The sequence below is a fragment of the Labrys sp. Lb11 genome, assembly GCF_057554225.1.
This window is the reverse complement of record NZ_BAAJOT010000001.1, coordinates 451,726-471,914: the sequence shown is the minus strand read 5'-3', so window position 1 is coordinate 471,914 and position 20,189 is coordinate 451,726. Positions and strand designations below refer to the sequence as shown.

Sequence of the window (20,189 nt, the reverse complement as noted above, 5' to 3'; positions counted from 1 at the left end):
TCATATGGCGCTGAGCTTGCGGATGATGCTCTGCTTGACGTTTTCGATATGGGCGTGGATGCCGCGCTGGGCCTCGTCGCGATCGCCCCGGCGCAGGGCGTCGACGATGGCCAGGTGCTCGCGATGGCCGGCCTCGAAGCGCTCGGGCACGCGGTCGAGGTTGAACATGTGGGTCTTCAGGCGCAGGTCGGCGATCATGTGGGCGAGAACGGCGTTGCCGCTGTGGCCGGCGATCATGCCGTGGAAGCGGCAGTCCACGTCCCAGTCCGCTTCGACGCTCGGCGGATTCGTCGCCAGCACCTCGCGGATGGCGGCATCGATCGACAGGAGCTCGGCCTCGGGAATACGCCCCGTGGCCAGGCCGACGCTCTCCACCTCCAGGACCTGGCGCACGTGCAGCGTCTCGATCAGTTCGCGGGTGGAGAATTCCCGCACCACCAGCACGCGCCCCGGCTTGCGCGAGACGAAGCCCTCGCTCTCCAGCCGGTTCAGCGCCTCGCGCACCGGCGTGCGCGAGATGCCGAGCAGCTCGGCCAGCCGGCGTTCCTGCAGCACGGAGCCGACCGGGATCTCGCGCCGGATCAGCCGGTCCAGCACCTGGTCATAGGCCATCTGGCTGAGACTGCGATCCTGCTCGTCGAAGAGGGACGCGAGGGGGTTGGGCTGGATGGTCATCGCTGCACGGGAGCCTCGGGATGGCCGCCCCATCGGGACGGAGTGGGAGGCCGGCATGCACGCGCACGCCGGCCGCCAGGTCAGAACTGGCTGCGGATCGGCTCCTTCGGAGCCGGCGAATAGCCGACCAGCTCCGTGGTGAGCTTGGCATAGGTGCCGTCGGCGATCATGTCGGCCAGCGCCTTGTTCACCGCCTTCACCAGGTTGGGCTTGTCCTTCTTGAAGGGGAACCCCTTCTGGATGTGGCTGACATAGTCCTCGGTCATGGTCAGCGGCAGCTTGGACGCCTTGATGGAGTAGGCCGCGGCGATCGAATCGGTGATGACGCCGTCGATATTGCCGTTGACCAGATCCTGCAGGGCGTCCGCCTCGGCCTTGTAGGCCTTGACCGTGGCTCCGCGCTCCTCGGCGAGCTTGAGCCAGCTGGAGGCGACGAGCACGCCGACGGTGCGCCCCTTGATGTCGGCGGCCGCCTTGATGTCGGAACCGACCTTGGTCACGACGCGGCCGCCGGATTCCAGCCAGCCGTCGGCGAAGAGCACCTGCTTCTGGCGCTCGGGCGTGATGTCCATGGCGGCGCTGGCGTAGTCGTACTGGCCGGCCGCGAGCCCGACCAGCAGCGACTCCCACTTGATCACCACCGGCGTGTACTCAAGGCCCAGGCGCTTGGCGATCTCCCGGCTGACGCGGATCTCCAGGCCGTCGAGCGAGCCGTCCGGCGCGCGCATCGAGAAGGGCGGATAGGTGCCCTCGGTGGCGACGAGCAGCTTGCCGGGCTGGACCAGCTCCAGCTCGTCGGCCCGGGCAGCCGGTGTGGCGAAGACGCCGAGCAGGGCGACGGCGAGCATGGGCAGAAGTTTCAGGCGCATGATGTTCCCCTTCTTTGGTGACGCACTTCTCTGGTCGATGGCATTCACGGGCCGGTCCGTCCGGCCTCTCCTGGTGGAGCCGGAGGCCGTCAGGGCTTGGCCGGCGCTTCGGCCCGCAAGGCGATCAGCTCGGCCATGACGGTCGCCGCCAGGAGGGCGCTGATCTGCGATGAGGCGTCGAAGAGCGGGTTGAGCTCGACCACGTCGCAGCCGACCAGGTCGATGCCCTTGAGCCGGCGGATGAGGTCGAGCGTCTCGCGGGCGCTCGGGCCGCCGGCCTCCGGCGTCTGCACGCCGGGCGCGGCGGCGGGATCGACGAAATCGAGATCGAAGGTGATGAAGGCGGGCCGGCCGGCGACACGCGCGGCGATGCGCTCGGCCAGGGCCGGCAGCCCCATGGCGAACATGTCGTCGGTGGTGACGACGTCGTAGCCGAGCTCGATCGACTGGCTGATGTCGGTCGGCGTGAACAGTGAACCGCGCAGGCCGATCTGGATCGAATGGGCCGGCGAGACGATGTTCTCCTCGACGGCGCGGCGGAAGGGCGTGCCGGCGCTGTATTTCTTGCCGGCGAAATACTTGTCCCAGGTGTCGGAGTGGGAATCGAACTGGATCAGCGCCAGCGGCCCGTGGCGATGGGCGACGGCGCGCAGCTCCGCCAGCGTCACCGAGTGGTCGCCGCCCATGCCGAACGGCATCACCCCGGCGTCGACCAGGGCGCGCACCGAGATCTCCAGCCGTTCGAGCGTCTCCTCCTGGTAGCCCGGCACCACGGCGGCATCGCCGGCATCGGCCATGCGCAGCCGCTCGAAGATGTTGATGCCGCCGCGATAGGGGTTGATCGGCCGCAGCATCACCGACATGGCGCGCATGGCGTTGGGACCGAAGCGGGCGCCGGTGCGGAAGGGCGAGCCCGAATCCGAGGGCAGGCCGATGATGGCGGCGTCGAGCCCGGACAGGCTCGTCGCCTGCGGCAGGCGCATGAAGGTGGGCACCCCGCAGAAGCGCGGTGTTTCCAGGGAATCGATCGGCAGGACGCTCATGGCATTCGGCTCTCTTGCGGGCTCCCGGCAGGATCAGGCGTAGCGGGCGTTGCGGCGTTCCAGCCAGGCGGCGAGCTGCGACAGCAGCGTGGTGAGGACGAGGTAGATCACCGCGGTGGCGATGTAGAACTCGAAGGGCCGGAAGGTGGTGGCGATGATGGTCTGGGCATAGAGCGTCAGCTCGACCACGGTGATGGTCGACAGCAGCGAGGTGTTCTTCAGCGTCGCGATCGCCTCGTTGGTGACGGACGGCAGGATGATGCGCACCACCTGCGGCAGGATGATCCGCTGCATGGTCTCCCGGCGGCTCATGCCCAGCGCCAGGGAGGATTCGGTCTGGCCCTTGGGAATGGCGGACAGGCCCGAGCGGATGATCTCGGCGACATAGGCGCCGCTGTTGACGCCGAGCGCGATGACGCCGGCGACGAAGGGCGACAGGCCGAGACCGAGCTGCGGCAGGCCGAAATAGATGATGAAGATCTGAATCAGCGCCGGCGTGCCGCGGACGAACCAGATGTAGAAGGCGGCGGCATAGCGGAAGAGGCGGATCGAGGAGGCCTTGCCGAGCGCGGCGACGAGGCCGCAGATCCAGCTCAGCACGATCACCAGCACGGTCAGCGCCAGCACCAGCCAGGAGGCATAGAGGAAGCCGGGGACATAGGGCAGGAAGAAGTCGAGCCATTCGGAGAAGGTCATGACGGCTGGCCTCCGGCGGCGACATCCTGGGCGACATGCTCGTGCAGCACCCGCTTGAGGAACTGGCGCAGCCGCTCGCTGGACGGGTTGCGCAGCACCTCGCGCGGCGGGCCGTCCTCGGCGACGCGGCCACCGTCGAAGAAGATCGTCCGGGTCGAGACCTCGCGGGCAAAGCCGATCTCGTGGGTGACCAACAGCATGGTCATGCCCTCGGCGGCGAGCGATGCCATCAGCGCCAGCACCTCGCCGACCAGCTCGGGGTCGAGGGCCGACGTGACCTCGTCGAACAGCATCAGCCGGGGCTGCATCGCCAGCGCCCGGACGATGGCGACGCGCTGCTGCTGGCCGCCCGAGAGCTTGCCGGGATAGGCGTGGCGCTTCTCGGCGAGGCCGATGCGGGCGAGCAGCGCCTCGGCCCGATCGACAGCCTCGGTCCGCGGCAGGCCCTTGACGCGGATCGGCGCCTCGATGACGTTCTCCAGCACCGTCATGTGCGGCCAGAGGTTGTAGCTCTGGAACACCATGCCGATGCGGGCGCGCAAGGCGCGCAGCTGCATCTCGGTCGGCCGGCCACGCGGGCCGGCGCCATAGTCGAAGGCGAAGTCCTCGAAGTCGAGGAAGCCGCCGTCGGGCATCTCCATGACGTTGATGCAGCGCAGGAACGTGCTCTTGCCCGAGCCGCTGGCACCGATGACCGACACGACCTCGCCGGCGTGAATGTCGAGCGTGATGCCCTTGAGCACCTCCAGGCCGCCGAAGCTCTTGCGGAGGTCGCGGATGCGCAGGAGCGGCGCCGGCGCGCCGGCCGGGGCGCTCATGCCGCCGCTCCCGCCGTCGCCGGCCTGTCGATGCGGATCAGGCAGTCGCGCGGCGTGCGCTCCGGGCCGTTGATCGTCGTGATGTCCTGCGGGCAGCAGGAAAAGGCGATGACCACGTCCATCTCGGCGCGCAGCACGACATGGGAGCCGGGCCTGGAGGCGGGCAGCAGCCGCGTCAGGGAACCGTCGGCCTCGACCCGCACGCTCATGAAGAGGTTCATGGCGGCCGGCGTGAAGGGCACCGTGATCGACAGCGCCGCCAGCGCCTCGTGCAGGTTGTCGGCGCAGCTGCGGTGATAGTCCCGGCAGCCCAGCTCGCGATAGAGCGCCGCATTGCAGGGACACAGCAGCGTGTCGTGCCTGCCGGCGGACGTGTCCTCGACGATGGCGAGCAGCGGGCGGCGCAGATTGCTCACCAGCTTCACGCCCTTGTCGACATAGGCGACCGAGTTGACCGAGCGCAGATGGTCCATCGACAGGAACTCGCCGAGGTCATGGGCGTTGTAGGCCCAGGAATCGATGGCCTGGGTGCCGGCGGGATTGGTGATCCGCACCAGCGTCCCGGCCGCCACGCGGACAGCGCGGCCGTGGCCGGCCGGCAGGACGATCTCGCCCTCGACATCGAACTTCATGACGCGACCGCCCCGTTCTCACCGAATTGACGCTGTCGACACACCCGGGATCGACACGAGGAGCATCGTTGGTATACCAGTGGAATTCAAGTGGAATTTTTAGGCGCGATCTGCTCGAATTTTGACCGCGCCTTTCCGGGGGCGAACGGCTATCGAGGGCCGCATCGGTTTTGAGGGCTTCGCCATGACATGCATCGGGGCGCACCGCCGGGCATCGACGCAGGCACGGGTTCCACCGCGGCTGGGCACGGGAGGCACGCATGGATGAGACGGCGCTCGCGCCGCCGCGCTTCCTCGACGCCGGGGATGGCGGGCTGGTCGCCGAATTCGGCAAGGAGATCGACGCGGCGATCAACGAGCGGGTGATGGCGCTGGATGCGGCGCTGGCGGCGCGAGCGCTCGAGGGCATCCGCGAGACGGTGCCGACCTATCGCTCGCTTCTGATCCTGTTCGACCCGCTCGTCCTGCCGCGCGAGACGCTGAAACGCGAGATCCTGGCGCTCCGCCCGCCGCAACGCGGGGCCGGCCGGCTCCGCTCGCGATGGCGCGTGCCGGTGCACTATGGCGGTGAATCGGGTGTCGACCTGGAGGGCGTCGCCGCCCAGCATGGCCTGACCCCGGAGGAGGTGGTGGCCCTGCATTCGGGCGCCGACTATCACATCTACATGATCGGCTTCGCCCCCGGCTTCTCCTATCTCGGCGGCCTGCCCGAGCGCATCCACACCAGCCGGCGCACCGACCCGCGCCTGAAGACGCCGCCGCGCAGCATCTCGATCGGCGGCAAGCAGGCCGCAGTGTCGCCGCCGCTGGAGATCCCGAGCGGCTGGCACCTGCTCGGCCAGACGCCGGTGCGCTCCTATGATCCGCAGCGGAAAAAGCCGTTCCTGTTCGAGGTCGGCGACACCATCCGCTTCGAGCCGGTCGACGCGGCGACCTATCGGGACATGCTGGTCGCCGCCGAGGCCGGCGAGGCCGTCGCGGTGCGGGAGGACATGCCTTGAGCGACCATCTCCTCGTCGGCGAAGGCGGCCTGTTCTCGACCATCCAGGACCTCGGCCGCTTCGGCTATCAGCGCTTCGGCATCTCCGCCTCCGGCGCCATGGACGCAGTGGCCCTGGCCGCTGTCAACGCGCTGGTCGGCAACCCCGCCGGCACGGCCGCCGTCGAGATGACCCTGACCGGCCTCGCATTCACGGTCGAGGCCGAACACTGTCGCATCGCCGTGGCCGGCGCGCCGATGCCGCTGTCGATCAACGGCGAGGCGGCCGCGGCCGGCCGCGCCCACGACCTCAGGCGCGGCGACCGGATCAAGCTCGGCGCGGCGCGCCAGGGCATGCGCGCCTATCTCGGCGTCGCCGGCGGCTTCGCCCTGGCGCCGGTGCTCGGCAGCTTCTCCACCCATACCCGCTCGGCCATCGGCGGTCTCGACGGCCGGGCTCTGCGGGCCGGCGACCGGCTGGGCCTCGAGGCCACGGCAGCCGAGGGGCCGCCGCTGCGGCTCGGCGAGCCCGGCCTGCCCGATCCGGCCGGGCCGATCCGGGTGCTGCTCGGCCCGCAGGACGACGCCTTCACCGAGGCAGGGATCGCCACCTTCCTGTCGGGCGCCTTCACCGTGTCGAGCAAGGCCGACCGCATGGGCCTGCAACTCGACGGACCGGCGGTCGAGCACAGGGACGGGTTCAACATCGTCTCCGACGGCATCATGAACGGCAGCATCCAGATCCCGGGCCACGGACGGCCGATCGTGCTGCTCGCCGACCGGCAGACCACCGGCGGCTACCCCAAGATCGCCACCGTGATCGAGCCGGACCTGTTCCGCCTCGCCCAGCGCCGGCCGGGCGACGCCGTGCACTTCCTGCGGGTATCCGCGGCGGAGGCCGAGGCCGCCGCAGCCCGCCACCACGAGGCGGTCGCGGCGATGCTCGCCGCCATCCGGCCCGCGCCCCAGGCCGGCGCCCCCCTGACGGCCGAGGATCTGCTCGGCCTCAACCTGATCAGCGGCGTCGTCTCCGGCGCCGATCCCGACGCGGAGGCGGCCTGATCGACGCCTGCCCCCCTCGCCTCCCCCGAGCAGCCTTGATTTTGCATTTTTCGGAGCAAGATCAATGCTGATCGGATTCTCAAGCGTCAGCAGGTTCGGGAGAACCTGCTCAGGAGACCGGACGCCATGACCACGATCGACCTCAACAGCGACCTCGGCGAAAGCCTCGGCGTCTATACCCTCGGCAATGACGAAGCGATGCTGGAGATCGTCACCTCGGCCAACATCGCCTGCGGCTTCCACGCCGGCGACCCCCTGGTGATGGCGCAGACGCTGGAGCGGGCGGCCCGCAACGGCGTCGCCGTCGGCGCGCATCCCAGCTTCCTGGATCTCTGGGGCTTCGGCCGCCGGCCGATCCTCGGCGAGCGGCCCGCCGACATCGAGAAGCACGTGATCTACCAGATCGGCGCCCTGCAGGCGCTGGCCCACGCCGCCGGCCAGAGGCTGCAGCACGTCAAGACCCATGGGTCGCTCGGCAACATGGCCGCCGAGGACGCCGACCTGGCGCTGGCCGTCGCCCGGGCGATCAAGGCGGTCGACCCCGACCTCATCTTCATCGTCATGCCGGGCCTGGAGACCGAGCGGGCCGGCGAGGTCCTGGGGTTGCGCATGGCCCGCGAGGTCTATGCCGACCGCGCCTATGCCGACAGCGGCAACCTGGTCTCCCGCAAGCTCCCGGGCGCCGTCATCCACGACGCCGACGCCGCGGCCGAGCGGGTGCTGCGGATGGTCGAGACCAGGGAGATCGTCACCGCCGGCGGCCGGCGCATGCCGGTGGCCATCGACACGATCTGCGTCCACGGCGATACGCCCGACGCGGTCGGGATGGCCCGGAGCATCCGCGGCCGGCTGGCCGCCGCGGGCATGACCATCGCCCCCTTCGGAGGCTGGGTCTGAGAGCCAGTCGGCCGCCCCGGCACGCAGCGGCCGTCGCCCCGACGCGGTCAGCCGGCCAGGGCAGGCACAGCGGCGCCCCTCGCCGGCTTCAGCGTGAGGGCCCAATGCCGCAGCCGCCCGAGCATCAGCCGCATCGCCTCCTCCGTCGCATCCGACGGAGCCAGGTGCCCCTCGTCATCGAGAGCGCGCCAGGGAAAGGCGATGCTGACGCAGTCTCGAATGGCGACGGCGTGAAGCTCGGCGAAGACCAGGCGCAGTTGCTCGACAGCGCGCAGGCCGCCGGAGATGCCGCCGTAGCACACGAAGCCGAGCGGCTTCTCCCGCCACTCGGCGCCGACCGAATCGACGACGAGCTTCAGAGCCGCCGGGTAGGCATGATTGTATTCCGGCGTCACGACGATGAAGCAGTCCGCGCGGCCGATGCGCTGGCGCAGCGCCTTCGCCTCCATGCCGTCGTCGTGGTGGAGGAGCGCCGGAAGATCGAGCCGCTGCGGATCGATCAGGTCGATCTCGAACTGCTCGTCCTCGGCCAGCCGCTGCCGGGTCCAGTCGCCGACCCGGTGGCAGAAGCGACCGCGCCGGCTGCTGCCATAGATCAGGCCGAGGCGCAGGCGATGGCTGCTCATGCTGCGCTCCTGACCTGCCGGAACAGCCCGGCACGTTCGGCGACCCATTGCTCGAAGCGCCGCGGCTGCCGCCCGATGATCCGCTGCAGATCGGTCGTGACCGCATAGGCGCTCGCCGGGGTGTCGGCGTGCCAGCCGACCAGGACGTCGATGAACGATTCGGGCATGTCGAGCGTGCGCCAGCGAGCCCGGGCCTGGCTCTCCGTCAGCTCCACCAGCGTCACCGGCTGGCGCAGGACGCGGGCGATCGCCGCGACCTTGTCCGCCGGCGTCAGCGCTTCCGGTCCGGTGAGCGTATAGGTCTTGCCGGTGTGGCCGGACTCGGTCAGCGCGGCGGCGATGGCGGCGCCGACGTCGTCCTCGTGGATCATGGCGCTGCGCACCGGCCCGAAGGCATGGACGAGGCCCTCGGCCTGGACCGAGGACGCCCATTTCAGGGCATTGGCCATGAACTCGACCGGGATGGAGAAGTCCGTCCAGGCGAGGCCGCTCTGCGCCAGCGCCGCCTCCAGGCGGCCGCGCGGCTCGCCGCGAAAGGATGTGACGCGCCGGACGCCCGCTGCCTTCGCCAGGTCGACGACCAGGCCGGGATGGCGCAGATGCGTGCCGGCGGCCGCGTCATGGTTGATCAGGTGCAGCGCCTCGACCCCCGCAAAGGCCGCGGCAAGGCTGCGGGCGTCATTGAAATCGCCATAGACGACCTCGACCCCGACAACGGAAGCCACCCTTTCGGGATGACGTGTCATCGCTCGCAGGCGAACGCCGCCATGGGCGAGCGCGCAGGACGGCACAGCCGACATTTCCCGTCGCCCCGGTCACAAGAATGGTCATGGGCCAAGCCCTCCCTCCAGATGAGACGGTGGTTTTCTAGAAGCTCAAGTGAACTTGAGATCAAGCGGAAAATGTGCTCCGCTGCGTCCATGGAACCGCAGCTCACCATCAACCAGGTCTCGCGCCGGTCCGGCGTCGCGGCCTCCGCCCTGCGCTATTACGAGGAGCGCTGCCTGATCCGCTCCGAGCGGGCCGGCTCCGGACACCGCCGCTTCCCGCGTTCGGTGCTGCGGCGCATCGCCTTCATCGTCTTCGCCCAGCGCCTGGGCATGTCGCTGGAAGAGATCGGCGGCGAACTCGCGCGCCTGCCGACCGACCACGTACCAAGCGGCGCGGACTGGTCTCAGCTTTCCCAGCGTTGGACGGCGCGCATCGACGAGCGCATCGCCGAGTTTACCCGGCTCAAGATCGGTCTCACTAACTGCATCGGCTGCGGCTGCCTGTCGCTGGAACGCTGCCGGATGATCAACCCGGACGACCGGGCCGGCCGCCAGGGCCCGGGGCCGCGCTACTGGGTGTCGTCGCGCACGACGTGAGCCGCAGGGGCTGCGTCACCGAGCGCCGGCGGATGCCGGGAGCATGACGTGCGGCCGGCGGTTCCCCTCAGGATTGGAACAGGCGGCTGTACTGGGTCTCGTGCCAGGCGCTGGCCATGGCCATGGCGGGCGCCACGTTGCCGATATCCTCGTCGCCGAGCGACCGGGCCAGGGCAGCGGCCCGCTCGATCGCCTCGACCGCGCCGATCAGGATGCGCTGGCCGGCGGTGTGGCCGAGCGGCACCAGGCGGATCGCCGCCGCCACCTGCCCCTCCACGAGGCTCCACATCAGCCCCTTCAACGCCGGCCGAGGCCCGACATGCCAGTGGCTGGCGGCCAGCGCAAAGGCAGCGGGGTAGGTCAGGCCGCGGCCCTCGTGGCGCCGGGCCGACGCGACATCGAGGTCGGCCAGCAGCCGCAGCAGCGCCTCGCCCATGCGCCGGTCCTCCCGCTGCATCTCGCAGCTTTCCCGCCCCGCCGCCAGCCAGGCGTCGGCCTGCAGGAAGCGGTCATGGTCGTCCGCCTCCAGGGCGAGGGCCATGCGCCAGAACAGCGCCCCGTCGAGCGGCGCGACGCTGGCCTCCAGCGTGCCGAGGATCCAGTCGCGCGCCGTCGCCTCGTCGCGGACCCAGCCGGCATGCGCAGCGCCTTCGAGGCCGCGCGAATAGGAGAAGGTTCCGACCGGCAGGCTCGGGCTGACCAGGCGCAGGAGGTGCAGCGGCAGGGCGTCGTCCTCGATCATGTCCTATCCCCCGAACGCCGTGGCGCCGAACCCGGTGCTCGCGAAATAGAGCGCCAGGAAATAGAACAGGACATGGAGCACATAGGTCTGGCCGTCGCCGGTGTAGAGGAGCCGCGCGGTCCCGGCCGCCCCGAGCGCGGCCTCCGACAGCCCCCGCCAGAAGATCGCGGCGAGCGGCGGCAGGCTGTGGCCGATGGCCGGACGCCAATGGGCGAAGAAGCGGTCGAGGCTGGCGGGGTCGCGCCGACCGTCGCGATAGGCGAGCCAGGCCACCGCGGACAGCGCCGCGGCCACCGCCACGGCAACGATCATGACCGGCGCCGGGTTCCAGGTGCCGTAGATGGTTTCGAGCGACATGCCCTCCCAGACCAGGGTCGCGGCAAATTGCGGATCGATCGCAGCCGAGACGGGATCCATCAGGAGCTTGGGATAGAGCGACAGCACGAGGATGCCGGCGATCAGGACGACCTGCGGCACCAGCAGCGCCGGCGGCGCCTCGGCGATCCCCTCCTGGCCGGGCTTCGCCTCGCCGAGGAACAGGCCGCTGACCAGGCGGATCATGTAGAGGAGGCCGAGGAAGGTGGCGACGAGGCCGGCGATGGCCAGCAGGTGCCAGCCCTTGTCGGTCATGGCGCTGAGCAGCAGCCATTTGCCGCCGAAGCCCATCAGCGGCGGCAGGCCGGACATGGAGACGACGGCGACGAAGACGGTGGCGAAAGTGACGGGCATGGCCCGGCGCAGCCCGCCCGTCTCGGAGAAGCGCCGCGTGCCCGTGCGCAGGATGATGCCGGCCAGAGCCAGGAACAGGATGCCCTTCACCATCATGTGGTTGGCGACGAGATAGAGCGCCGTGACCCAGCCGAGGTGGCTCATCAGCGCCGTGGCGGTGACGATGTAGCCGAGCTGGCTCATGCTGGAATAAGCGAGCAGGCGCTTGAAATCGTCCTCGGCCAGCGCCATCAGCGCGCCGGCGATGGTGGTGAGCATGCCGATCCAGGCCATGGCGTGGGCGAGCTCCAGGCCCGCTTCCGAACGGATCGAGACATAGGTGCCGATCAGCAGGCCGAACATCGCCACCTTGCTGACCACGCCCGAGAGCATGGCGGTGAAGTCGTCGTCGGCCTCGGCATAGGCCCCGGGCAGCCAGACATGCACGCCCACGGCGCCGGCCTTGATCAGGAAGCCGATGGCGAGCAGCGCGAAGGCGGTGGTCGCATCCGGGCCGCGGACCAGCAGCGCCATCAGGTCGGTGGTGCCGCTGACCGTGGCGACGCTGGCGAAACCGGCGAGCAGGAAGAAGGCCGAGAGCAGCGAGAACAGGAGGAAGGTCAGCACATGCGGCCCGCCGCCCCGGCCCTTGGCGATGAGGAAGCAGGAGGCCAGCGTGATGATCTCCCAGTTGAAGAAGAATTCCAGGCTGGTCGATGAGCGCAGCAGCGCCGGGATCGAGAGCAGCAGCACGGCGAGCAGGGGATAGTAGCCCGGGCGGCTGTCGCTGCGGTAAAGGCCGGCGGCGGCGATGACGAGGCTGCCGGAAAGCAGCAGCACGGCGAAGAGCCGGGCGATGCCGGTGGCGCCCGCCGCCAGCCAGCCGCCGACCAGCAGCACGACCGCGAGCGTCAGCACGGCCTTGGCGGGACCCGGCAACCGGTCGAGCCCGTAGAGGACGACGCCGACGCCGAGCGGCGCGAACAGCCAGGCCGAGCCCGCACCGGCGAGGTACGCCGCCGAGACACCCGCCATCACCAGCAGAGCGGCCGCGCCCAGCACCGGCACCAGCGCCGGCCAGGCCCAGGACGGTCCCGCCGCTTCGGACGACGGGCGCAGCGCCTTGACGAACCAGTGGAACATGTAGGCGGCTTCGAGCAGAGAGCCGGCCAGGATCACCCCGATCCAGGGCAGCTTGCCGGCGGCGGCCAGCCGCATCACCAGCTCCCATTTCGCCCAGAAGCCGGGGAACGGCGGCAAGCCGGCGATCGCCACCAGGAAGAGCCCGAACAGGCCGATCATCAGCGGCCGGCGCGCCAGGCTGGTCAGCCCGCCCTCGACGCTGGCGCAGCGCGCCACCCCGGCGAACCAGAACAGGCCGGCCTTGGCGAGGAGGTGATTGACGAAGAGCCCCCCGACCACCATCGGGATCGCGGCCTGTGCCCCGACCTGTTGCAGCAGCGCCAGGGCAAGGGTGAGCAACCCCATCTGGCCGATGGAGGAATAGCCGAGCAGCCGCTGCACCTTGTCCTGCCTCAGGCCAATCAGGTTGGAGGCGAGGAAGGTGACGCCACCGGAGATCGCGATGAGGCCGAGCTGACCCTCGAACAACGGCAGCAGCTTGAGCAGGGAGAAGAACACGCCGGCCGAAACGCCGACCGAGACCATGGCCGCGATGCCGCTCGGCGCGGTCTCGTAGACGTCGAGGCCCCAGCCGTTGGCCGGGAAGGGCTTGAGCTCGATGATCAGGCAGGCCAGAACGAGCAGCAGGGCGGTGATGCCGATCGGCCCTGTGATGGCGTCGCGCCCGGCGATCAGGGCATCGATGTTGAGGGTGCCGGTGACGTAGTAGACCAGCACCGTCCCGAGCAGGAAGAAGGTCGAGGCGACGACCGTGGCCATGATGTACTTGAACGCCGCCGAGAGCGCCGCCGGCGTGCGGTCGAGCCCGAGCAGCCCGTAGGTGGCGATCGAGACGATCTCCAGGAACACGAAAAGGTTGAACAGGTCGCGGGTCATCACCATGCCGTCGATGCCCATGACCAGGATGAGATAGAGCAGCAGGGCGGCATAGTTGCCGCGCAGGCGGTCCCACAGGTGGAACGCCCCGAGCAGCGCCACCAGATTGACGCTGAGGGTGAAGAACCCTTCCGCCAGGCCGAAGCGCAGATTGATCGAGACCGGCGGCTGCGCCCCGGCCGTCAGCACTTCGATGGTGTCGCCGCCCTGCAGCAGACCGAGGAAGCACAGGCCGCTGACGAGGGTGATGCCGCCCAGCGCGACGAAGAAGCCCGCGGTCAGCCAGGCCTTGCCGAGCCGGTACAGCAGCGGGATGACGAAGCCGCCGCCGAGGCCGAGAATGAAGATGTTCAGCGGGTGAAGGAGGCTCGCTACCATTTCGACTCCGTGAAGGCGTCGATGGAGAGCGTCTTCTTCGCCTCGTAAAGGCGGACGGCGAAGGCCAGCATCACCGCCGTGACGGACATGCCGATGACGATGGCCGTCACCACCAGGGCCGAGGGGATGGGATCGATGGCGCGCTGCACGGCCTCGGCCTTGCCGAGCGCCTTGTCGATGATCGGCGCGGTGCCGCCGGTGACATACCCGGTGGCGACCATGACGATGTGCAGGCCGGTGTCGAACAGCGCGAAGCCGATGATGATGCGCATGAGGTGGCGATGGGTCAGCATGCCCCACAGGCCGATCAGGGCGAGGCAGAAGCCCGTGATCAGCAGGATGGTGGACACAGGTAGGCCGGTGGACATGGCGCCTGCCCCCTTCAACTTCTGAACCGGTCGATGATGACGCTGAGCTCGGCGCCGACCTTGATGCCGAGCAGGGCCGAGATCACGGGCACGGCGCCGGCGCTGAAGAAGGCGCCGAACTCGCCGAGCGGCAGGAAGCGGCCGTCGAGAAAGCCGCCCGCCAGCACCAGGCCGAGAATGCCGATGCCGACATAGACCACGCCGGCAAAGGACTCGATCACGCTCAGCGCCGCGACGTTGAGGCTCGCCCCCGGCCGCGCCAGCAGCATCAGCATCGAGCCGGAGGCGACGATGGCGCCGCCCTGGAAGCCGCCGCCGGCGGAGAGATGGCCGTTCATGATGACATAGGCGCCGAAGGCGAAGATCAGCGGCAGCAGCACCGCCGAGCCGCTGACGACGATCTCGCTCGGCGGCCGCGGCTCGCCGGCCGCGCCGGGCGTGGCATCCGCGGCCGCCTCGTCCTGCTTGAGCAGCAGCCCGACGCTGGCCGCGACCATGAACAGCACGGCGACCTCGCCGAGCGTGTCGAAGCCGCGATAGGTGATGAGGATGCCGGTGACGATGTTCGGCACGCCGAGCTCGACCGGCCCGCGCGCGACGAAATACTCGGCGAGCGGCCGCAGCCCCTGCAACTCGCTGTAGCCGCCGATCAGGCGGGCGAAGACGACGGCGAACAGGCCGACGGCGAGCAGGACGAGCGCGCGCCGCATCATGACGGCCGTCCCGTTCCATCGCGCCCCTCGTCCTCGGCGAGCGCATCGACCATGGTCGATCCCGTCATCGGGGTGCGGATGCGATAGGCCGCGCGCGACAGGGCGTGGGAGGACACCGGATTGGTCATCAGCACGAAATAGACGACCAGGATCAGCTTGAAGGTCCAGCCCGGGTGGTAGAAGGCCAGCCCGATCAGCACCAGCATGTTGCCGAGGGTCGAGGCCTTGGTGCCGGCCTGGATGCGGGTATAGGCGTCGGGCATGCGCAGCAGGCCGAGGCCGGCCGAGAACAGGAACATCGCGCCCACCAGGATGAAGAGGCTGCCGACCAGCTCGATCATGCATCGCCTCCCTGGCTGCCGGTCTTGCGGATGGCATAGAGGAAGATGAAGGTGGCCAGGCCCGAGCCGATCGCCGCCTCCGCCATGGCGACGTCCGGCGCTGCCAGCAGCAGGAAGGAGACGGCGGCGAAAAGGCCGGCGAGGCTGGAGCTCACCATCGCGGCCATCAGGTTCTTCAGGCAGACCGCCAGCAGGCCGCTGACGATGATGCCGGCGCAGACCAGGAGGAGGAGCAGCTCGAGCACGTCCTAGAACCCCTTCTCGAGAAAGCGGGCGATGGCCAGCACGGCCAGGAAGCTGAGCAGGCCGTAGACCAGCGCCACGTCGATATAGGTGAACCGGCCGGACACATGGGCGTAGAGCGCGATCAACGAAATGGAGATGACCGTCAGCATGTCGACCGCGACGATCCGGTCGACGAGGGTCTTGCCGAGGATGAGCCGGATCACGCTGAACAGAATGGCGAGGAAGATCAGGACAGCGGCGATCTGAACGATGGTCTCAGCCAAAGACTTTCTCCAGGTGCCGTTCGAAGGGAGCGGCCAGCGCCGCCGTTACCTCCTCGACATCGGTGGTCCTGACGTCGAGCCAGTGGACGTAGAGCGTGTCGGCCTTGAGATCGATGACGAGCGAGCCGGGGGTGAGCGCTATCGAATTGGCCAGCGCCAGCCGGCCGATCGGCGAAGTCAGGCGCGTGCGGACCCGCACGATGCCCGGCCGGATGACGATGCGCGGCGCATAGACATAGGCCAGCATGGCGATGTTGGCCTTGACCAGCTCGACCACGAAGGTGCCGGTATAGGCGATGAAATGGTAGAGCCCGCGTGGCGTCCAGCGCACCCGCTGCCAGGCCACGCTGGTCGAGGCCAAGGCATGGGCGATCACCAGGGTGATGACCGCACCGGTGAGCGCGACCTCCGGGGCCAGCGAGGCGTTGGCGACCATCCACACCGTGAACAGCACCAGCCAGAGGGGGAACATGCCCTGCGGGATGAAGGATTTCCCCGACCTTCCGGTGCTCTGTGCCATGTCTTGAAGCTCCTCCGGCTGGCGTTGGAGAGGTGTCCGGTCGCGCATGCTCATCGGGTCACCCCGGGAGAGGCGAAGGCCCGGCCTTGATCCGACCATGGGCGGCGGAGACCTCGGGCGGTCGCCGGGGCCGGGCACGGGGAAGCGCCGATCCGCGACGATCTCCTGGCGGACCGCGGGGCTGCCCGGAGGCGCATCACAGCTTCTCCTGCGGGTGGTCTTCCCGCCGCATCTGAATGCCAATGATCACCGGCGCCAGGACGGAGGCGACGATGCCGGCGGCGAAGCCGTTGTTGTAGAGGTTGAGGCCGCCATGCAGCACGCCGACGGTCTGCGCCGCGGAGACGTGGACGAAGCCGGCGACGATGCCCCAGTGCCAGCCGAAACGCCCGGCGATCGGCGCCAGCGTCGTGCCGAACAGGGCCGCCAGCACGATCGACGGGTCGGCCGCGCCGAAAGGCTTGGCCAGCGTGCCCAGGAACACGCCGGCCATGACCGGGACGATGTTGCGCGGATGCTTGCCGTAGGCGGCAAAGCCGACGATGGTGAAGAGCGCGCCGATCACCGGGCCGTTGAGATCGCCGCCGATGACCAGGACATAGGCCAGGGCGATCAGGCCGCTCGCCCCCATGTTCGCCAGCGTCGCGCCGGCGCCGGCCAGGGCGATGAAGTCGCTGGGCGATTGCCCGCTGGCACCGAGGATGCGTTTCATCCTCTCCAGCGCCCCGCGGTCGAGGGCGATGCCGCCGGCGATCAGCGCCAGGAACAGGACGGCGAGGAAGCCGCCGAGCAGCAGGTTGTTGCCGGTCGACCAGATGAACACGGGATCGGGGACGAAACCGTAGGACTTGTAGACCGCCGCCACCAGCGTGCCGACGATACCGGCGGTGAAGCCCATATTGTAGAGGCTGTAGCCCATATGGGCCTTGAACAGCTGGGCCGCCGCCGCCGGCAGGGCGAAGCCCATCAGCAGCCCGGTGGCGACGCCGAGCGGCAGGCTGACGCCGAAGGACAAGGCCGAGCTGAACAGGATCTCGGAAAACACCGGCGCGAGGGCGCAGCCGAAGAAGGCGGTGTTGATGTGGTTGGCGAACGGCTCCTGCTTGTAGAGAGAATAGAGATAGACGCCCGCCACGATCGGCCAGACGTTGAGGAGGTTCTTGCCGAACAGCGCAAAGCCGAGCACGAGCATCAGGCAGGCCACGGCTGCGCCGCCGATCTTCACCGCGGAGAGCCGGTAGATCGCCGCCGCGGCCAGTGTCAGCAACCCGGCATTGGCGAAGGCGGCGCCGATGCCGCCGACGCCGATATAGTCGGTGATCAGGGTGTCGCGGGCGAGCCAGATCTTCGGCAGGCCCTCGAGGACGGCGCCGGGACCGGAGACGACCAGGCCGAACAGGACGAAGGCGCCGGCGAGCGCAGCCACGACGGCCAGCAGGCCGTCGTCCGAAAGCGCCGGGAGCGCCTCCTTCGTTGCCGATCCGGTCACCATGTCCATGGCCGCTCCCGTCGAGGCGACGCCGTGCGTCTCGCGATCAGGCCGCCATCATGCCCCGACAGCCGGGTGGAATGGAACCCGTGGCCGGCCGATCGATGGGAGGCCGCGCGGCGCGATCCGCACGAGCTGGTCCGAGGCCATGCCGGTGCGAAATCGCCGTGCATCAGGAACGGCCTGCCTGCGCGTCGCCCGGACTCCCGGCGCCTTTCTCGCCTCCGAAGAGGTCGACCACCCATCGGCTCGACGGGTGCTGCTCGCAGAAGCTGAGGACGGCGATGGTGATCGGCACGCCGATGAAGGCCCCGAAGATCCCCCACAGGAAGGCCCAGAAGAACACCGAGAACAGCACGATGAAGGGCGAGATCGACAGGACGCTGCCGGAAATGCGCGGCTCGATGTAGCTGCCCACCACGAACTGCACGAGGTTGAGACAGACCAGGATCACCAGGGCCGCCTGCCAGGTGTCGAACTGCGCCAGGGCGAACAGGGTCGGAAAGGTCGTCGCGACCAGGGGCCCGAGGAAGGGGATGTAGTTGAGCGCGAAGGCGATGACGCCCCATTCCGGGGCCAGCGGCAGTCCGGCAACGGCCGCGACCACCCCGACCAGGGCACCGGTGAGGATGCTCATCTGCGTGCGCACCACCATGTAGCGCCGCAGCTTGGCCGCAGTGGAGGCCCCGCCGCGCATGAGCACGTCGGCAGCCGTCCGGTTGCGCAGGGCCTGGGCCTTGCGGGCAAGGGTGTCGACCTCGAGCAGGCCGAGCAGAACGTAGACGGCCACCACGAGCCAGAAGCTCAGCATGGTGTTGAGCCGTCCCGAAAGCCCCTGGACGACGCGCAGCATCCAACCGACGTTGAAATGCTCGGTCCACAGCCCGGCCACGGCGACGCCATGCCCGTCGAGCCAGACGACGAGTTGCTCGTAGAGCGCCTGGAAGCGGGCGGCATCGGCGATCAGGGCGCGCAGGACACGGCCGAACCCCCAGGTGACGAGATAGCCGAACGCCCCGAACACGGTCAGCGTCACGATCATGCTCAGCAGCAGCGCCAGGAGCTTGGGCATCATCGCTTGCAGCCGCATCTGCAGCGGCCAGACCAGCATGATGATAAGCACGGCAAAGGCGACCGGCGCGAAGATCGAGGCCGAGACATGCAGCGCCCCGAGGACCACGACCAGGGCGATCAGCCCTTCGGCTGCCCCGATCCCGCGCCGCTGCCTGTCGTCCGGTGTCGCGTCCATGGTGTCCGAGCTCCCCTGCCCTAGCGCCTGCGCTCAGAACGACCCGACCAGCGATCCCAGCACGATCACCGCCACCAGCGCCACGAGCGCGCCGACGATGCCGACCATGACGATGTCGCGATAGCCTTCCCGGTGAGTCACCCCGCAGACGGCGAGGAGAGTGACGACCGCGCCGTTGTGCGGCAAGCTGTCCAGTGTCCCGGAGGCCATGACCGCGACGCGGTGCAGCAGCGCCGGGTCCATGCCGATCGCCTGGGCCCGCTCCAGATAGGTCGAGCCCAGGGCGTCGAGCGCGATGGTCAGGCCGCCCGAGGCCGAGCCGGTGAGGGCGGCCAGGATGTTCGTCGCGGCCGCGAGCGAGACCAGCGGTCCGCCGCCGATCCCCAGCACCCAGTCGCGCACCACGGAGAAGGCCGGCATCTCCGCCACCACGGCCCCGAAGCCGACCAGGCTGGCGACGCTGACCGCCGGCAGGACCGAGGCGTTCGCGCCGGCGTCGATCGTCGCCCGGATGCCCGGCAGCCGCCGGCCGCTGACCAGCAGCACGACCACGATCGCACTCGCCAGCGCCGTGACCACCGCCCAGACGCCGCCGACGGCGGCGAGCGAGGTGCCGCCGAAGCGCGGTTCGGCGAGATAGCTCAGATCGAGCCGCGGCAGAATGGCCAGGGACATCGCCATGTTCACGGCGATGACCACCACCAGCGGCAAGGCGGCGAGGAGGAGGCTCGGGCTGGTCTTGCTGACCGCGCTCCGCGCCATCTCGGCCGGGTCGAACTCATGGGCGGTGGCGGCCCTCTCGCGCAGGCCCTCGCGGCCGGCGATCGCGGCCGGCTCCGGAGCCGCTTCGGAACCGAAGGCTTCCCCGAGCCGGCGCGCCGCCGCCTGCGCCCGGTTCAGCCAAGCCATGCCGAAGGCAAGCATGATCGCCGAGGCGATGATGCCGAGGCCGGGAGCGGCGAACGGCGTCGTCCCGAAGAACGGCATGGGAATGGCGTTCTGGATCGAGGGCGTTCCCGGGAAGGCCGACATGGTGAAGGTCGAGGTGCCGAGGGCGATCGCCGCCGGCATCAGCCGGCGCGGCACATTCGCCGCCCGGAACACCTGCTGGGCCATGGGCGCCAGCACGAAGAAGGCGACGAACAGGCTGACGCCGCCGAAGGTGACGATCGCGCCGGCCAGGACCACCGCCAGCAGGGCGCGCTCCTGACCGAGCCGGCGGATCATCGCATCGGCGATCACCGTGACCGAGCCGCTGTCCTCCATCAGCTTGCCGAACAGGGCGCCGAGCAGGAAGAGCGGGAAGAACTGCGCCAGGAAATGGGCAGCGCTGGTCATGAAGGTCTGGGTCCAGTGCGCCAGCAGCGGCTCGCCGGAGAACAGCGCGGCGATCAGCGCCGCCAGCGGCGCGAGCACCAGGACGCTCCAGCCCCGGAAGGCCAGGCCGACCAGCAGCGCCAGACCGGCGAGGATGCCGAGGAGCCCCATG

23 protein-coding genes are annotated in these 20,189 nt (G+C 69.5%); 4 read left to right on the top strand and 19 right to left on the bottom strand.

Annotated features, from left to right (window positions below):
• From AC27L4_RS02245 to AC27L4_RS02220, 6 genes are all read right to left on the bottom strand, one after another.
• On the bottom strand, nucleotides 1-675 hold the full coding sequence (locus tag AC27L4_RS02245; RefSeq protein WP_487140323.1) for a GntR family transcriptional regulator: 675 nt from the start codon (nucleotides 673-675) through the stop codon (nucleotides 1-3).
• An 80-nt stretch (nucleotides 676-755) separates the two neighbouring features.
• Entirely contained in the window at nucleotides 756-1,544 is a 789-nt protein-coding gene (locus AC27L4_RS02240; RefSeq protein ID WP_487140322.1) for a transporter substrate-binding domain-containing protein, read from the bottom strand.
• Nucleotides 1,545-1,633: 89 nt separating this feature from the next.
• A complete protein-coding gene (locus AC27L4_RS02235; RefSeq protein WP_487140321.1) occupies nucleotides 1,634-2,587 on the bottom strand; it encodes an agmatinase in 954 nt (317 codons plus the stop codon).
• Nucleotides 2,588-2,620: 33 nt separating this feature from the next.
• Nucleotides 2,621-3,283 (bottom strand): amino acid ABC transporter permease, encoded by a 663-nt coding sequence (locus AC27L4_RS02230; RefSeq protein ID WP_487140320.1) that lies wholly within the window; start codon nucleotides 3,281-3,283, stop codon nucleotides 2,621-2,623.
• The gene (locus tag AC27L4_RS02225) at nucleotides 3,280-4,101 is read right to left on the bottom strand and encodes an amino acid ABC transporter ATP-binding protein (RefSeq protein WP_487140319.1); all 822 of its coding nucleotides are present in this window, start codon (nucleotides 4,099-4,101) and stop codon (nucleotides 3,280-3,282) included. The genes AC27L4_RS02230 and AC27L4_RS02225 overlap by 4 nt, the downstream gene beginning before the upstream one ends.
• Nucleotides 4,098-4,733 (bottom strand): DUF1989 domain-containing protein, encoded by a 636-nt coding sequence (locus AC27L4_RS02220; RefSeq protein WP_487140318.1) that lies wholly within the window; start codon nucleotides 4,731-4,733, stop codon nucleotides 4,098-4,100. The genes AC27L4_RS02225 and AC27L4_RS02220 overlap by 4 nt, the downstream gene beginning before the upstream one ends.
• Before the next feature lie 260 nt (nucleotides 4,734-4,993).
• Here AC27L4_RS02220 and pxpB point away from each other — a divergent pair, with 260 nt between their 5' ends.
• The 3 genes from pxpB (at nucleotide 4,994) to AC27L4_RS02205 (ending at nucleotide 7,671) form a co-directional block, all read left to right on the top strand.
• Nucleotides 4,994-5,734, top strand: coding sequence for a 5-oxoprolinase subunit PxpB (pxpB, locus tag AC27L4_RS02215; RefSeq protein ID WP_487140317.1), 741 nt, complete (start codon nucleotides 4,994-4,996; stop codon nucleotides 5,732-5,734).
• Complete coding sequence (locus AC27L4_RS02210) at nucleotides 5,731-6,774, top strand: 5-oxoprolinase subunit C family protein (RefSeq protein WP_487140316.1); 1,044 nt, start codon at nucleotides 5,731-5,733, stop codon at nucleotides 6,772-6,774. The genes pxpB and AC27L4_RS02210 overlap by 4 nt, the downstream gene beginning before the upstream one ends.
• 126 nt (nucleotides 6,775-6,900) lie before the next feature.
• Nucleotides 6,901-7,671 (top strand): LamB/YcsF family protein, encoded by a 771-nt coding sequence (locus AC27L4_RS02205; protein WP_487140315.1) that lies wholly within the window; start codon nucleotides 6,901-6,903, stop codon nucleotides 7,669-7,671.
• Between the two features lie 47 nt (nucleotides 7,672-7,718).
• Here AC27L4_RS02205 and AC27L4_RS02200 read toward each other — a convergent pair whose 3' ends face one another.
• Together AC27L4_RS02200 and AC27L4_RS02195 are read right to left on the bottom strand one after the other, a co-directional pair.
• Nucleotides 7,719-8,297 (bottom strand): NADPH-dependent FMN reductase, encoded by a 579-nt coding sequence (locus tag AC27L4_RS02200; RefSeq protein WP_487140314.1) that lies wholly within the window; start codon nucleotides 8,295-8,297, stop codon nucleotides 7,719-7,721.
• Nucleotides 8,294-9,097, bottom strand: coding sequence for an NAD(P)H-binding protein (locus AC27L4_RS02195; protein WP_487140313.1), 804 nt, complete (start codon nucleotides 9,095-9,097; stop codon nucleotides 8,294-8,296). Before AC27L4_RS02195 ends, AC27L4_RS02200 begins: the two co-directional genes overlap by 4 nt.
• Nucleotides 9,098-9,217: 120 nt before the next feature.
• Between AC27L4_RS02195 and soxR the strand changes: the two genes are divergently transcribed.
• Nucleotides 9,218-9,664, top strand: a complete 447-nt coding sequence (gene soxR / locus AC27L4_RS02190) for a redox-sensitive transcriptional activator SoxR (RefSeq protein WP_487140312.1) — start codon at nucleotides 9,218-9,220, stop codon at nucleotides 9,662-9,664.
• Nucleotides 9,665-9,731: 67 nt separating this feature from the next.
• On the opposite strand, the gene AC27L4_RS02185 is transcribed toward soxR, so the two are convergent.
• From AC27L4_RS02185 to AC27L4_RS02135, 11 genes are all read right to left on the bottom strand, one after another.
• Nucleotides 9,732-10,406, bottom strand: coding sequence for an urease accessory protein UreF (locus AC27L4_RS02185; RefSeq protein ID WP_487140311.1), 675 nt, complete (start codon nucleotides 10,404-10,406; stop codon nucleotides 9,732-9,734).
• A 3-nt stretch (nucleotides 10,407-10,409) separates the two neighbouring features.
• A complete protein-coding gene (locus AC27L4_RS02180) occupies nucleotides 10,410-13,511 on the bottom strand; it encodes a complex I subunit 5 family protein (protein WP_487140310.1) in 3,102 nt (1,033 codons plus the stop codon).
• On the bottom strand, nucleotides 13,505-13,879 hold the full coding sequence (locus AC27L4_RS02175) for a sodium:proton antiporter (RefSeq protein ID WP_487140309.1): 375 nt from the start codon (nucleotides 13,877-13,879) through the stop codon (nucleotides 13,505-13,507). The genes AC27L4_RS02180 and AC27L4_RS02175 overlap by 7 nt, the downstream gene beginning before the upstream one ends.
• A gap of 14 nt (nucleotides 13,880-13,893) precedes the next feature.
• Nucleotides 13,894-14,592 carry a hydrogen gas-evolving membrane-bound hydrogenase subunit E gene (gene mbhE / locus AC27L4_RS02170; protein WP_487140308.1) on the bottom strand — a complete coding sequence of 233 codons (699 nt, stop codon included), beginning with the start codon at nucleotides 14,590-14,592 and terminating at the stop codon, nucleotides 13,894-13,896.
• The gene (gene mnhG / locus AC27L4_RS02165; protein ID WP_487140307.1) at nucleotides 14,589-14,933 is read right to left on the bottom strand and encodes a monovalent cation/H(+) antiporter subunit G; all 345 of its coding nucleotides are present in this window, start codon (nucleotides 14,931-14,933) and stop codon (nucleotides 14,589-14,591) included. Before mnhG ends, mbhE begins: the two co-directional genes overlap by 4 nt.
• Nucleotides 14,930-15,178, bottom strand: coding sequence for a hydrogenase subunit MbhD domain-containing protein (locus tag AC27L4_RS02160; protein ID WP_487140306.1), 249 nt, complete (start codon nucleotides 15,176-15,178; stop codon nucleotides 14,930-14,932). The genes mnhG and AC27L4_RS02160 overlap by 4 nt, the downstream gene beginning before the upstream one ends.
• Nucleotides 15,179-15,181: 3 nt before the next feature.
• Complete coding sequence (locus tag AC27L4_RS02155; protein ID WP_487140305.1) at nucleotides 15,182-15,442, bottom strand: MrpF/PhaF family protein; 261 nt, start codon at nucleotides 15,440-15,442, stop codon at nucleotides 15,182-15,184.
• Complete coding sequence (locus AC27L4_RS02150; protein ID WP_487140304.1) at nucleotides 15,435-15,962, bottom strand: Na+/H+ antiporter subunit E; 528 nt, start codon at nucleotides 15,960-15,962, stop codon at nucleotides 15,435-15,437. Before AC27L4_RS02150 ends, AC27L4_RS02155 begins: the two co-directional genes overlap by 8 nt.
• A 196-nt stretch (nucleotides 15,963-16,158) precedes the next feature.
• A complete protein-coding gene (locus AC27L4_RS02145; RefSeq protein WP_487140303.1) occupies nucleotides 16,159-17,460 on the bottom strand; it encodes a DUF1576 domain-containing protein in 1,302 nt (433 codons plus the stop codon).
• Nucleotides 17,461-17,623: 163 nt separating this feature from the next.
• Nucleotides 17,624-18,700 carry an AI-2E family transporter gene (locus AC27L4_RS02140; protein ID WP_487140302.1) on the bottom strand — a complete coding sequence of 359 codons (1,077 nt, stop codon included), beginning with the start codon at nucleotides 18,698-18,700 and terminating at the stop codon, nucleotides 17,624-17,626.
• 33 nt (nucleotides 18,701-18,733) lie between these two features.
• Entirely contained in the window at nucleotides 18,734-20,188 is a 1,455-nt protein-coding gene (locus AC27L4_RS02135) for a GntP family permease (protein ID WP_487140301.1), read from the bottom strand.
• Nucleotide 20,189 lies beyond the last annotated feature (1 nt).

Bases quoted from the DNA above. Each gene is read 5' to 3' on its own strand.
- AC27L4_RS02245 (WP_487140323.1), bottom strand. From the start codon at position 675: ATGACCATCCAGCCCAACCCCCTCGCGTCCCTCTTCGACGAGCAGGAT.
- AC27L4_RS02240 (WP_487140322.1), bottom strand. From the start codon at position 1,544: ATGCGCCTGAAACTTCTGCCCATGCTCGCCGTCGCCCTGCTCGGCGTC.
- AC27L4_RS02235 (WP_487140321.1), bottom strand. From the start codon at position 2,587: ATGAGCGTCCTGCCGATCGATTCCCTGGAAACACCGCGCTTCTGCGGG.
- AC27L4_RS02230 (WP_487140320.1), bottom strand. From the start codon at position 3,283: ATGACCTTCTCCGAATGGCTCGACTTCTTCCTGCCCTATGTCCCCGGC.
- AC27L4_RS02225 (WP_487140319.1), bottom strand. From the start codon at position 4,101: ATGAGCGCCCCGGCCGGCGCGCCGGCGCCGCTCCTGCGCATCCGCGAC.
- AC27L4_RS02220 (WP_487140318.1), bottom strand. From the start codon at position 4,733: ATGAAGTTCGATGTCGAGGGCGAGATCGTCCTGCCGGCCGGCCACGGC.
- pxpB (WP_487140317.1), top strand. From the start codon at position 4,994: ATGGATGAGACGGCGCTCGCGCCGCCGCGCTTCCTCGACGCCGGGGAT.
- AC27L4_RS02205 (WP_487140315.1), top strand. From the start codon at position 6,901: ATGACCACGATCGACCTCAACAGCGACCTCGGCGAAAGCCTCGGCGTC.
- AC27L4_RS02200 (WP_487140314.1), bottom strand. From the start codon at position 8,297: ATGAGCAGCCATCGCCTGCGCCTCGGCCTGATCTATGGCAGCAGCCGG.
- AC27L4_RS02195 (WP_487140313.1), bottom strand. From the start codon at position 9,097: ATGTCGGCTGTGCCGTCCTGCGCGCTCGCCCATGGCGGCGTTCGCCTG.
- soxR (WP_487140312.1), top strand. From the start codon at position 9,218: ATGGAACCGCAGCTCACCATCAACCAGGTCTCGCGCCGGTCCGGCGTC.
- AC27L4_RS02185 (WP_487140311.1), bottom strand. From the start codon at position 10,406: ATGATCGAGGACGACGCCCTGCCGCTGCACCTCCTGCGCCTGGTCAGC.
- AC27L4_RS02180 (WP_487140310.1), bottom strand. From the start codon at position 13,511: ATGGTAGCGAGCCTCCTTCACCCGCTGAACATCTTCATTCTCGGCCTC.
- AC27L4_RS02175 (WP_487140309.1), bottom strand. From the start codon at position 13,879: ATGTCCACCGGCCTACCTGTGTCCACCATCCTGCTGATCACGGGCTTC.
- mbhE (WP_487140308.1), bottom strand. From the start codon at position 14,592: ATGATGCGGCGCGCGCTCGTCCTGCTCGCCGTCGGCCTGTTCGCCGTC.
- mnhG (WP_487140307.1), bottom strand. From the start codon at position 14,933: ATGATCGAGCTGGTCGGCAGCCTCTTCATCCTGGTGGGCGCGATGTTC.
- AC27L4_RS02150 (WP_487140304.1), bottom strand. From the start codon at position 15,962: ATGGCACAGAGCACCGGAAGGTCGGGGAAATCCTTCATCCCGCAGGGC.
- AC27L4_RS02145 (WP_487140303.1), bottom strand. From the start codon at position 17,460: ATGGACATGGTGACCGGATCGGCAACGAAGGAGGCGCTCCCGGCGCTT.
- AC27L4_RS02140 (WP_487140302.1), bottom strand. From the start codon at position 18,700: ATGGACGCGACACCGGACGACAGGCAGCGGCGCGGGATCGGGGCAGCC.
- AC27L4_RS02135 (WP_487140301.1), bottom strand. From the start codon at position 20,188: ATGGGGCTCCTCGGCATCCTCGCCGGTCTGGCGCTGCTGGTCGGCCTG.